The 10810-nt window shown below is 72.9% G+C and carries 11 protein-coding genes, 1 pseudogene and 1 riboswitch; of the genes and pseudogenes, 5 read left to right on the top strand and 7 right to left on the bottom strand.

What is annotated here, in order from left to right; translation table 11 throughout:
• Window positions 1–174: pseudogene (locus AB0912_RS35215) on the top strand (S1 family peptidase); the annotation flags it as partial.
• 46 nt (window positions 175–220) lie between these two features.
• Here the strand turns inward: AB0912_RS35215 and AB0912_RS35210 are convergent.
• The 6 genes from AB0912_RS35210 to AB0912_RS35185 all read right to left on the bottom strand — a co-directional run bounded on the left by AB0912_RS35210 (window position 221) and on the right by AB0912_RS35185 (window position 4997).
• Window positions 221–409 carry a hypothetical protein gene (locus AB0912_RS35210; protein ID WP_366707289.1) on the bottom strand — a complete coding sequence of 63 codons (189 nt, stop codon included), beginning with the start codon at window positions 407–409 and terminating at the stop codon, window positions 221–223.
• A gap of 71 nt (window positions 410–480) precedes the next feature.
• Window positions 481–1176 (bottom strand): L,D-transpeptidase family protein, encoded by a 696-nt coding sequence (locus tag AB0912_RS35205; protein WP_366707287.1) that lies wholly within the window; start codon window positions 1174–1176, stop codon window positions 481–483.
• Between the two features lie 196 nt (window positions 1177–1372).
• Window positions 1373–2218 (bottom strand): SDR family NAD(P)-dependent oxidoreductase, encoded by an 846-nt coding sequence (locus AB0912_RS35200; RefSeq protein ID WP_366707285.1) that lies wholly within the window; start codon window positions 2216–2218, stop codon window positions 1373–1375.
• A gap of 27 nt (window positions 2219–2245) precedes the next feature.
• Window positions 2246–3172 (bottom strand): SDR family oxidoreductase, encoded by a 927-nt coding sequence (locus AB0912_RS35195; RefSeq protein ID WP_366707283.1) that lies wholly within the window; start codon window positions 3170–3172, stop codon window positions 2246–2248.
• A 110-nt stretch (window positions 3173–3282) separates the two neighbouring features.
• Window positions 3283–3912 (bottom strand): MBL fold metallo-hydrolase, encoded by a 630-nt coding sequence (locus tag AB0912_RS35190; RefSeq protein ID WP_366707281.1) that lies wholly within the window; start codon window positions 3910–3912, stop codon window positions 3283–3285.
• A complete protein-coding gene (locus tag AB0912_RS35185; RefSeq protein WP_366707279.1) occupies window positions 3912–4997 on the bottom strand; it encodes an S-(hydroxymethyl)mycothiol dehydrogenase in 1086 nt (361 codons plus the stop codon). Before AB0912_RS35185 ends, AB0912_RS35190 begins: the two co-directional genes overlap by 1 nt.
• Window positions 4998–5149: 152 nt before the next feature.
• On the opposite strand from AB0912_RS35185, the gene AB0912_RS35180 reads away from it, so the two are divergent.
• The gene (locus AB0912_RS35180; protein ID WP_366707277.1) at window positions 5150–6904 is read left to right on the top strand and encodes an ABC transporter ATP-binding protein; all 1755 of its coding nucleotides are present in this window, start codon (window positions 5150–5152) and stop codon (window positions 6902–6904) included.
• A gap of 558 nt (window positions 6905–7462) precedes the next feature.
• Entirely contained in the window at window positions 7463–8392 is a 930-nt protein-coding gene (locus tag AB0912_RS35175) for an AraC family transcriptional regulator (RefSeq protein WP_366707275.1), read from the top strand.
• A 232-nt stretch (window positions 8393–8624) separates the two neighbouring features.
• On the opposite strand, the gene AB0912_RS35170 is transcribed toward AB0912_RS35175, so the two are convergent.
• Entirely contained in the window at window positions 8625–8921 is a 297-nt protein-coding gene (locus AB0912_RS35170; RefSeq protein ID WP_366707273.1) for a hypothetical protein, read from the bottom strand.
• 172 nt (window positions 8922–9093) lie between these two features.
• Here AB0912_RS35170 and AB0912_RS35165 point away from each other — a divergent pair, with 172 nt between their 5' ends.
• Window positions 9094–9459, top strand: a complete 366-nt coding sequence (locus tag AB0912_RS35165) for a nuclear transport factor 2 family protein (protein ID WP_366707271.1) — start codon at window positions 9094–9096, stop codon at window positions 9457–9459.
• A gap of 293 nt (window positions 9460–9752) precedes the next feature.
• A riboswitch (ZMP/ZTP riboswitch) is annotated at window positions 9753–9839 on the top strand.
• A 21-nt stretch (window positions 9840–9860) separates the two neighbouring features.
• The gene (locus AB0912_RS35160) at window positions 9861–10730 is read left to right on the top strand and encodes a bifunctional 5,10-methylenetetrahydrofolate dehydrogenase/5,10-methenyltetrahydrofolate cyclohydrolase (RefSeq protein ID WP_366707269.1); all 870 of its coding nucleotides are present in this window, start codon (window positions 9861–9863) and stop codon (window positions 10728–10730) included.
• Window positions 10731–10810: the final 80 nt, after the last annotated feature.

The following is a 10810-nucleotide window of genomic DNA, read 5'->3' as shown; positions in this document are numbered from 1 at the left end:
GGCGGTACGGGGACGGCGCGGACGCTCGTGTCGCGGATCACGGACCCGCGGAACGTCGGCCCGGGCCTGCTCGTCATCGCGGGAAGCATCATCGCGCTGGTGGCGACCCGCTTCGTCCGCTCCGAGCAGGACCGCAAGGCCTATCGGCGGCAGTATTCCCAGAGTTGGGGGTGAGGCCGGCGGTCGGAGACGAGTGGTGAGGCCGGCGGTCGGAGACGAGTCAGGCGGCCTGGGTGGCCGAGGGCGAGTCGGCTTGTGCCCATTCGAGCACAAGCCGCTGGTACTCCCGCCGCTCTTCCATGCTCAGCGTCCCGCCCGCCCGGAACCACAGGGCCCTGATCTCCTCGTTGACCTCGTCGGCAGAGCGCCGGGTCTCGGTGTCAGGAGTGGTGGACATGGTGTGAAGCATACGGTCCTTGCCGTGAAGACGATGTGAGTAAAGGTACACCGGACGACATTACGGACCGTGAAGCTCATCACTCAGGTACCGGGCTTGCGTCCGTACACGTAGACGTCGTCGCCGTTCTTCAGCAGCGACCAGTACTTCTTCGCCGTGGCCGGCGTCATGTTGACGCAGCCGTGCGAGCCGGGCGGGTTCCACATGCTGACCCCCACGGAGTGGAAGGCCTGCCCGCCGTCGAAGAACTGGCTGTACGGCATGGACACGTGGTAGATGCTCGACACGTGGTCGATGTGCCGCCAGTAGATCTTCTTCAGCCCGGTGCGGGTCTCGTAGCCGTCGCGACCGGTGCGGACCGGGACCGGGCCGTAGACCAGGCGGCTGCCGTCCTGGATCCAGCTGATCTGGAGCGTGAGGTTCACACAGGCGATCCGGCCCTTGTTCACCGGGCACTTGCCGTCCTTGTTGGGCTTGTTGCCCACGGCCTTCTGCTTGTTCATGAGATCCATCACGCCCCAGGTGACGGGTCCCGCGTAGCCGATGTTCGGGGTGATGCCGTGCTTGTTCTGGAAGGCCTGGATCGCCTTGCAGTCGGCGCTCGACTGGCGGCCGTCGACCGGGCGTCCGAGGAACTTCTCCACCTGCTTCTGGTTCGGGCCGGTGGATGTGGTGCAGCTCGCGGCCTGTGCGGGCGCGGCGCCCAGGGCGAGGGTGAGCGGTGCGACCAGTCCGGCGATCCCGAGCGCGACGGCTCCTCGTCTGCGTATGTCCCCCATGGCGGGCCTTCCGTGTCGTGTCCATCGTGTTGTCTGCCTGCTAGACCGCCCTTGAGGGTATTTCGTTGTCCTGTGGACCGGACCGGGACCGAACGGTGACATTCCTCGCCGATCGGCGCCCCGCCCTGGCGGCCGGAGCGGTCGCCGGGTGACCTGCCTCACCTGCCGGGCGGGAGGGGGCCGGCCCCGAGGATGATCAGCTCTCCTCGCTGTCCGCGCCCTTGTCCGCGTCTTTCCCCTGGAGCCGGACCGCCCGCCGGAACGCGGTGTTGACGGCCAGCAGGCCGCCGTCGACGGGCAGGGTGGTGCCGGTGATCCAGGAGGCGTCGGCGGAGGCGAGGAAGGCGACGGCGGAGGCGATGTCCTCCGGTTCGCCGACCCGGCCGAGCGGATACAGCCCGGCCGCGATGGCGAGGTCGTCCTCGCGGCCCTCCCACGCCGTCGTGCGGACCGTGCCCGGCGCCACCAGGTTGACGCGGACGCCCCGCTCCGCCGCGTGCCCGGCCAGCGTGCGGGTGAGCGACATCAGCCCGGCCTTGGCGGCGCTGTAGGCGTGGTTGCCGAAGTCCTGGATGCCGTTGACGGAGCCGATCGTGACGATGGCGCCGCGCCCGGAGGCCGCCAGGTGCGGGAGGGCGGCGCGGGAGCAGCGGTAGGCGCCGCTGAGCGTGATGTCGAGGTCCCTGGCCCAGTCCTCGTCGTCCTCGTCCTCGAAGAGCGGGGCGTCCGGGGTGCACCGGTAGGCGTTGTTGACCAGCACGTCGAGGGAGCCGAAGGCGTCCACCGCGTACGCCACCGCCGCCTCGGCCTGGGCCCGGTCCCCCACGTCACAGGTGAACGCCTCGGCGCGCCCGCCGAGTTCGCGCAGCGCGGCGGCCGTCTTCTCGGCCGCCGGGAGGTCCACGTCGGTGACGAGGACCCGGGCGCCCTCCTCGGCGAACCGACGGGCGGTCGCCGCGCCGATACCGCGGGCCGCGCCCGTGATCAGAACCCCGTGTCCCTCGAAACGCCTCAGCCCGGTCGTCCCGTTCGTCGCAGTCATGGCAGGGAACGTACTGCCGTGATCGCCTCAGCGGTAGCCGGTCACGTCCGCCGGTTTCCCCTTGTCCTGGACCTCGGTCAGATAGCGCCAGGCGTCCGGGCGGCTGCCGTCGCGGTCGGTGAAGCCGTAGACCCGGGCGAGCTGTCCGCTGGAGAGGGACTGCCCGTTCCAGCGGGCGACGTCCGGGTCTTGGGCCAGTGCGGCGACCGCGCGGCCCACGTAGAACGGTGTCTCGGAGATGGCGAAGTGCGGGACGTTCCTCTCGGCGTCGTGCCAGTTCTCCTCGGTCACGCCGAAGGTGTCGAGCATCATCTCGGAGCGGAGCCAGCCGGGGGTGAGGGCGACGGCGGTGGCGCCGCGCGGGCCCAGTTCGTGTCCGAGGGCGAACGCCATGCGCAGGACGGCCGACTTGGCGATGTCGTAGAAGAAGGAGACCCGGTAGGTGTCGCGGTTGTACTGTGCCGTGCCGTCGGTCATCTCGACGACCAGGCCGCCGGGGTGGCGCAGCAGCAGGGGCAGCGCGTGGTGGCTGGTGACGGCGTGCGTCTCGACGGCCAGGCGCAGCAGCCGCAGGCCGTTGTCGAGGTCGTGCTCCCAGACGGGGGTGTCCCACTCGAAGAGCTTCTCGGCGCCCCAGATGTCGTTGACCAGGACGTCCAGCCGGCCCTGTTCGGCGGCGATGCGGGCGACGAGGGCCTCGACCTCGGCGGGGACGAGGTGGTCCGTGGGGACGGCGATGCCCCGTCCGCCGGCGGCGGTGACCAGGTCGGCGGTGTCCTCGACGGTCTCCGGGCGGTCGTACTCGGAGCGGCGGGCGCGGGTGCTGCGGCCGGTCACGTAGACCGTGGCGCCGGCCGCGCCCAGTTCCACGGCGATGCCCCGGCCCGCTCCCCTGGTCCCGCCCGCGACCAGGGCGACCATGCCCCGCGGTGTGCCTTCCGACGGTCCTGGCATGTCCGGCCTCCGTGCTCGTGGGCGCCCACGGGCCGGCCGCCCGTGCGTCCCCGCGAGCTTCTCCCGGAAGCCGGACATCTCCTGTCAGGTATCGCGGAGCGTTTCGCGGGTCAGTGCCCGCGCGCGATCCACTCCTCCAGGTGCGGGGCCTCCGCGCCGATCGTCGTGGTGTCGCCGTGCCCGGTCCGGACGACGGTGCCGGCCGGCAGGGCCAGCAGGCGGTCGCGGATCGAGTCGATGATCGTCGGGAAGTGGGAGTAGGACCGGCCGGTCGCCCCCGGGCCGCCCTGGAAGAGGGTGTCGCCGGAGAAGAGGGTGCCGAGGCCCGGGTCGTAGAGGCAGACCGCGCCCGGCGCGTGGCCCGGGGTGTGCAGGACCGTGAGGTCCGCGCCCGCCGCCTCGATGACCTGCCCGTCCTGGAGCCAGGCGTCGGGCAGCCGGTCCGGGTGGGTGAGCTTCCACAGCGGCAGGTCGTCGGGGTGCAGCCAGATGGTGGCGCCGGTGCGCTCGGCGAGGGCCGGGGCGGCGTCGATGTGGTCGTTGTGCGCGTGCGTGCACACGATCGCGGTCAGCCGCCGGTCGCCCACCGCCTCGGCGATGGCGTCGGCGTCGTGCGCGGCGTCGATGACGATCGCCTCGTGGTCGTCGGCCACGATCCACACGTTGTTGTCGACGTCCCAGGTGCCGCCGTCGAGCGAGAACGTGCCCGAGGTGACGAGGTGTTCGATGCGGGTGGCCATCAGAGCACCACCACCGAGCGCAGCACGTCGCCGTGGTGCATCCGCTCGAAGGCGGCCTCGATGCCGTCCAGCGCGATGGTCTCGCTGACGAACGCGCCGAGGTCCAGCCGGCCCTGGAGGTGCAGGTCGATCAGCATCGGGAAGTCCCGGGAGGGCAGACAGTCGCCGTACCAGGACGACTTGAGGGAGCCGCCGCGGCCGAAGACGTCGAGCAGCGGGAGTTCGAGCTTCATCTCGGGGGTGGGGACGCCGACGAGGACGACCGTGCCGGCGAGGTCGCGGGCGTAGAAGGCCTGCTGGTAGGTCTCCGGGCGGCCCACCGCGTCGATGACGACGTCGGCGCCGAAACCGCCGGTGAGTTCGCGGATCGCCTCGACGGCGTCGCTGGTACGGGAGTTGACGGTGTGGGTCGCGCCGAGCTTCTCGGCGGTGGCGAGCTTGCGGTCGTCGATGTCCACGGCGATGATCTTCGCCGCGCCCGCGAGCCGGGCCCCGGCGATCGCCGCGTCGCCGACTCCGCCGCAGCCGATCACGGCGACCGTGTCGCCCCGGCCGACACCGCCCGTGTTGATGGCGGCCCCGATGCCGGCCATCACGCCGCAGCCGAGGAGGCCAGCGACCGCCGGGGACACCGACGGGTCGACCTTGGTGCACTGGCCGGCCGCGACGAGCGTCTTCTCGGCGAAGGCGCCGATGCCGAGCGCCGGGGACAGCTCGGTGCCGTCCGTCAGCGTCATCTTCTGCCGCGCGTTGTGGGTGTCGAAGCAGTACCAGGGCCGCCCGCGCAGACAGGCACGGCACTGCCCGCACACCGCGCGCCAGTTGAGGACGACGAAGTCGCCGGGCGCCACGTCGGTGACACCGTCGCCGACCGACTCCACCACCCCGGCCGCCTCGTGGCCGAGCAGGAACGGGAAGTCGTCGTTGATCCCGCCCTGCTTGTAGTGCAGGTCGGTGTGACAGACCCCGCACGCCTGGATCTTCACCACGGCCTCGCCGGGCCCCGGGTCCGGCACAACGATGGTCTCGACACGCACCGGCTCGTTCTTGCCCGGTGCGATCACGCCCCGTACTTCCTGCGCCATGTGACTGAGCCCCTTTTCGTAGGTCTACGTTGCGTCAACCGACCCTACGGTGTGAACGGCCGGTAGAAGGCCAGGTGGGCCCGGCGCCCCGGGTGCCGTCGCCGTCGTAGCCTGAGTGCCCCGTCTCAACTCCCGCGAGGAGCGCCGTGAGCGTGAGCCTGACCGACACCGCGGGGCGGGTGCCCGCCTGGCGCCTGCTGCTCGGGTACGTACGACCGCACCGCTGGGCGCTGTTCGCGGGCGCGCTCCTCGCGCTCACCACCGGGGCGACCGGCCTGCTGCTGCCGCTGGTGGCGCGCGGGCTGATCGACAACCTGTCGCACGACCGGCCGATCGGCCGCGCGCTGGTCGGGATGGCGGCCCTCGTGGTGACCAACACGGCGGTGGGGGCGCTCGGTTCGTTCGTGCTGCGGCGCACCGCCGAGTCGGTGGTGCTCGGCGCGCGGCGCACCCTGTCGTCGTATCTGCTGCGGCTGCGCGTCCCCGCGGTGGACCGCAGCGAGCCCGGCGATCTGATGGCCCGCATCACCTCGGACACCACACTGCTGCGCGAGGTCACCACCGATTCCCTGGTCGGCCTCGGCACCGGCGGTCTCACGCTGGCCGCGACGGTGGTGATGATGGGGCTGGTCGACCCGGTGCTGCTCGGCGTCACGCTGGGCGTGGTGCTGTGCGCGGGAACGGTGCTCGGTCTGATCGTGCCGCGCATCAACCGGGCGAGCCGGCGGGCGCAGGACGCCGTCGGGGCGATGGGGGCCGCGCTGGAACGGACCCTCGGCGCCCTCCGCACCATCAAGGCCTCCGGCGCCGAGCACCGCGAGGAGGCGGCGGTCCACGCGGCGGCCGACGAGTCCTGGCGGCAGAGCGTGCGGGCCGCCAAGTGGGCCGCGGCGGCGGGCAACACGGCCGGACTCGCCATGCAGACCGCGTTCATCACGGTCCTCGCGGTAGGCGGCGCGCGGGTGGCGACCGGCGCGATCGACGTGGGCACCCTGGTCGCCTTCCTGCTCTACGTGTTCTATCTGATGTCGCCGATCCAGCAGGTGGTGGGGGCGGTCACGCAGTACCAGTCGGGGGCCGCGGCCCTGTCCCGGATCGAGGAGGCCCTGCGGCTGCCCGCCGAACCGGCCGCCCCGCCCGCGCCGCTGCCCGCCCCGGGCGCCGAGCCCGCCGCGCTCGCCTTCGAGGACGTCCGCTTCCGCTACGCGCCCGACCTGCCGTACGTCCACCACGGGGTGACGTTCACCGTCCCGGCCCGCGGGCTCACCGCGTTCGTCGGGCCGTCCGGCGCGGGCAAGACCACGGTGTTCTCGCTCATCGAACGGTTCTACGACCCCGAGGCGGGCCGGATCTCGGTGGACGGCCGGGACCTGGAGGACTGGGATCTGCCGCGGCTCCGGTCCGCCATCGGCTACGTGGAGCAGGACGCGCCGGTGCTGTCGGGTTCGCTGCGCGACAACCTCCTCATGGGCAACCCGGAGGCCGGGGACGCCGAACTGGCCCGTGTGCTCGGCACGACCCGCCTGGACGGGCTGGTCGGCCGGCTGCCGCGCGGCCTGGACACCCTCGTCGGCCATCGCGGTACGAAGCTGTCGGGCGGTGAACGCCAGCGCGTCGCGATCGCCCGCGCCCTGCTGCGCCGTCCCCGGCTGCTGCTCCTGGACGAGGCCACCTCGCAGCTCGACGCCGTCAACGAGGCGGCGCTGCGGGACACCGTCGCGGAGGTGGCCCGGACGACGACGGTACTGGTGGTCGCGCACCGGCTGTCCACCGTGACGACGGCCGACCGCATCGTCGTCATGGACGCGGGCCGGGTCCGCGCCGTCGGCACCCACCACGAGCTGGTCACCGCCGACCCGCTCTACGCCGAACTGGCCACTACGCAGTTCCTCGCGACGACGGGCTGAGCAGGCCGCTCTGGTTGAACGGGCCCCGCCGGCCGGGCGGGCCAATGCGGGTGGGCGGACTCGGGCGGCTGGGGGGCCGCTTCGGCTGGGCGGACTTCAGCGGCCGGGTGACACGCCCGCGCCGGGCGGACTGCGGCAGCCGGGCAGGCCACTCGGATCGAGCGGGTTCCGGCGGCCGGTCGGGCCGCCGCGGCCGGACGGACTCCACCGGCCGGGGGGCCGCACGGATCGAGCGGACTCCAGCGGCCGGGGGCGGCTCCGACCGAGCGGACCGCACCGGGCGGGCGGGCCCCTGCCGCTGGGCGGCAGGGCTCTCGGCGGGAGCGCGGCGCTCCGTGGGAGCCGTCGTGCGGAGCGCCCCGCCGCCCCGTTGATCCACGCGGTGTCTCCCGAATCCCCACCGTTCGCTCACCGTGAGCGATGTCCCGGAATTCCTTGGCCACGGACCGGGTCTCCTTTAAGGTGATGCCTCCTTTCCGTCACTCGGGGCGCCGTCGGCTCGGCGCGCGCCCCGCGTCGGGCGGCGAGGCACGTCCCACCCGGCTACACAGGCGACTCATGACGGTCAACAACGGACACCCGGCCCGGCAGGCCCTCGCCGAGGACACCTCCACGCCCTCCGTCGGCGTGCCCGCCGGGCTGGACGTGACCTCCCTGGCCGACCTGCGCGCCGCCGCCACCGAAACGGGAACCGGCCCCTGCGTACCGCAGCGCCCCACCGCTCACCAACTGCTGACGCTCGACTCCGGCGCACTGCGGCCCGCCGTGGACTTCACCGCCTACGACCTGAGGCCGGGCTCCTGGCTGTGGGCGCGCCCCGGACAGGTCGTCCAGTGGGGCGACCTCGCCCGTGCCGAGGGCACCCTGATCGTCTTCGAGCCGGACGTTCCGGACCCCGCCACCGTGCGCGCGGCGGGCCTGGACGATCCGCACGGGCGCGTGCTGCGCGTCCCGGGGGCGGAGGAGGCCCCTTTGGCGGCGGCGGCTGCCGATCATCTGCGGCGCGAGTTCGCGAGCGGCCGGGGCGGGCTGCCGGCCGACGCCCACGCCGCCGTGCTGCGTCGTCTGCTGGAGGTGCTGGTCCTGCGCGTCGCTCACGCGGACGCGGACGGCTCGGGGAACCCGCCCCAGGAACCAAGCGAAACCTTTCTGCGCTTCCGTGCGGCGGTCGAACGGGACTTCGCGCGCACCCGCCGGGTGGACGATTACGCGGTCGCCCTCGGCTATTCGACGCGCACGCTGTCCCGGGCCACCCTGGAGGCGGCCGGGGTCGCCGCGAAGGAGTTCGTGGACCGCCGGGTCGTCCTGGAGGCGAAGCGGCTGCTGGCGCACACCGACCTTCCGGCCGCCCGGATCGCCGCGTACCTCGGCTTCTCCAGCGCGACGAACTTCGCGAAGTACTTCCACCAGCGAGCGGGGCAGCCGCCGATCGCGTTCCGCGTGGCGGTCCGGGGGGATGGCGTGTCGCCGGGGGCTGCCCGGAGCTGAGTACGGGCGGGACGGACGCCGGGTCGTCACACTGCTGGTAGCGGAAAGCGGATGGACGGACGGCGGGCCCATGCGGGGGAGGTGTCTTGGCCCCGCATGGGCCCGCCGTCGCGGCGCCGGGATCGGCGCACTCGCCGCCGGGGCCAGGGCGTGTCGTCTGGGTCAGGTGGCGCCGGAGTGCGGCGCCTTGTCGGCTGCCCCGCGACCCGCCGCACGATCCAAACGACAGGCTCTAGCTCTCGATGCCGCCGAGCAGGCCGGTGACCGGGGCGGCCAGGTCGGTGACCTGGTGGAGCTGGTTCAGGTCGTTCAGTCCGGCCAGGCCCTTGAGCTGTTCGGAGGGCCTGGGCAGTGCCGCCTGGTGCTCGGCGGGGATGTCGCTCAGGGCGAGCGAGTCGAGCGTGGCGATGGGGTTCAGCTTGCCGGCGTCGCGGGCCGCGGAGTCCGCCGCGGTCGCCATCGGCGCGGCGAGTCCCGTGACACCCACGGCGAGACCAACGGCGGCGGCGATACGTCGTGTTGAGATCATGCCTTCAGCAACGGCCGGGGCCCCGGGGCGGACACGGCCCGTTCCCGGCGGTCACCCGAGAGGCGCATCGCACGGGCTGCGTTTGCCGTGCGGGCCGGGGCGGAGGACGCTCGGTACCAAGGCCCCTCGCGGTCGGCCCGTGGCCGGCCGCGGACTTCCCGAGGAGGTCACCATGGGCACTGCGGCAGCCCCCGCCTTCGACACCGAAGCGCTGCGCCGGGGCATCGAGGGACACAGTGCGGCAGATCTGCTGTCGCTCTACGCGGACGACGCGGAGGTCCGTGTCGTCGACCGCAACACCCAGCCCAGCCACCCGATGGTCAAGCACGGTCGCGCCGAGATCGGCGACATGCTGGACGACGTGTACAGCCGGGACATGACGCACCGCATGGACCAGTGCATCGTACAGGGCGATCACGTCGCCTTCACCGAGACCTGCGAGTACCCCGACGGGGTGCGGGTGATGAGCACGTCGATGATGTCGCTGCGCGACGGGAAGATCGTCGAGCAGACGCTGGTCCAGGCATGGGACGAGTGAGGAGGAACTGGCCGAAGGTCCAGGTCAGGTCCAGCCTGACCTGGACCTTCTCGGCGAGCGCCGGAATGGGGCGGTCGCGCCCGGGGCGGGCGCGACGGCGGCCGGTGTCCGCGGCGGGTCTGCGGGTGTCCGCCTCGCTGCTGGACGCGGTCCTCGGGCGAGCGCGTTCCCGGCCGTCGCTTCCTCCGGTGCCGCGGGCCGCGGCCCGTCGCCGGTCCCGTATCCGTCCCTGGTGACCCCGCATCCGCGCGCCACCCCGTACCGGCGTGGGGGTCACGTACGGGCTACGCTGTCCGGCGGGCCGTGACTGGCGCTGAGGTGGGGTACCACCGGGGAGCGGCCTGACGCATACGTCTGTGCCGCGCGCCTGGGCGACTGTCACCAGCGCTCAGGAGGCGCCCATGTCCCAGGCCCGCATCATGGACGGCGCCGCTCTGGCCCGCCGGACCGTCGAGGAGACCGCGCGGCGCGCGAGCGCCCTCAGGGAACGTACGGGCGTGGTCCCGTGTCTCGCGACGGTGCTCGTCGGCGAGGACCCCGCCTCGGTCACCTACGTGCGGATGAAGCGGAACCGGTGCCGTACGGCGGGGATCGCCTCGCGACACGTGGCACTGCCCGCCGACATCACGACGGCCGCCCTGGTCGCGGAGCTGTCCGCGCTGTCCGACGATCCCGATGTGCACGGCATCCTGCTTCAGCACCCGGTGGGGCCGCACATCGACGAGCGGGCCGCGTTCGAGGCGATCGCGCCGGCGAAGGACGTCGACGGCGTCACCCTCAGCTCGTACGCGGCGATGAGCTTCGGGCTGCCCGGGTTCGTGTCCTGCACGCCGGGCGGCATCATGCGGCTGCTCGACGCGTACGACGTCGACCCGGCCGGGAAGCGGGCGGTCGTGGTCGGCCGCAGCGCGATCCTCGGCAAGCCGGTCGGCATGCTGCTGCTCGGCCGGGACGCCACGGTGACGTACTGCCACTCGCGGACGGCGGACCTGCCGTCGGTCGTACGGGAGGCGGACATCGTGGTGGCCGCGGTGGGCCGGCCCCGGCTCATCCGGGGCGAGGACATCAAGCCCGGCGCCGTCGTGGTCGACGCGGGCTACAGCGCCGGAAACACCGGCGACGTCGACTTCGACACGGCCGTCACCCGCGCCGGCCTGATCACCCCGGTCCCGGGCGGGGTGGGCCCGATGACGATCGCGGTACTGCTGGAACAGACGGTGACCGCGGCCGAGCGGTCGACGGACGACGGACGGCTGACGGCTGACGGCTGACGGCTGACGGCTGACGGCTGACGGCTGACGGCTGACGGCTGACGGCTGACGGCTGACGGCTGACGGCTGACGGCTGACGG

Origin of the sequence: Streptomyces sp. NPDC007084 (assembly GCF_040703595.1) — a bacterium.
Lineage (GTDB): Bacteria > Actinomycetota > Actinomycetes > Streptomycetales > Streptomycetaceae > Streptomyces.
This window is presented reverse-complemented; position numbering and strand designations above follow the sequence as displayed.

Excerpts from the sequence above, each read along its gene's own strand:
- AB0912_RS35210 (WP_366707289.1), bottom strand. The coding sequence starts at position 409 with ATGCTTCACACCATGTCCACCACTCCTGACACCGAGACCCGGCGCTCT.
- AB0912_RS35205 (WP_366707287.1), bottom strand. The coding sequence starts at position 1,176 with ATGGGGGACATACGCAGACGAGGAGCCGTCGCGCTCGGGATCGCCGGA.
- AB0912_RS35200 (WP_366707285.1), bottom strand. The coding sequence starts at position 2,218 with ATGACTGCGACGAACGGGACGACCGGGCTGAGGCGTTTCGAGGGACAC.
- AB0912_RS35195 (WP_366707283.1), bottom strand. The coding sequence starts at position 3,172 with ATGCCAGGACCGTCGGAAGGCACACCGCGGGGCATGGTCGCCCTGGTC.
- AB0912_RS35190 (WP_366707281.1), bottom strand. The coding sequence starts at position 3,912 with ATGGCCACCCGCATCGAACACCTCGTCACCTCGGGCACGTTCTCGCTC.
- AB0912_RS35185 (WP_366707279.1), bottom strand. The coding sequence starts at position 4,997 with ATGGCGCAGGAAGTACGGGGCGTGATCGCACCGGGCAAGAACGAGCCG.
- AB0912_RS35175 (WP_366707275.1), top strand. The coding sequence starts at position 7,463 with ATGACGGTCAACAACGGACACCCGGCCCGGCAGGCCCTCGCCGAGGAC.
- AB0912_RS35170 (WP_366707273.1), bottom strand. The coding sequence starts at position 8,921 with ATGATCTCAACACGACGTATCGCCGCCGCCGTTGGTCTCGCCGTGGGT.
- AB0912_RS35165 (WP_366707271.1), top strand. The coding sequence starts at position 9,094 with ATGGGCACTGCGGCAGCCCCCGCCTTCGACACCGAAGCGCTGCGCCGG.
- AB0912_RS35160 (WP_366707269.1), top strand. The coding sequence starts at position 9,861 with ATGTCCCAGGCCCGCATCATGGACGGCGCCGCTCTGGCCCGCCGGACC.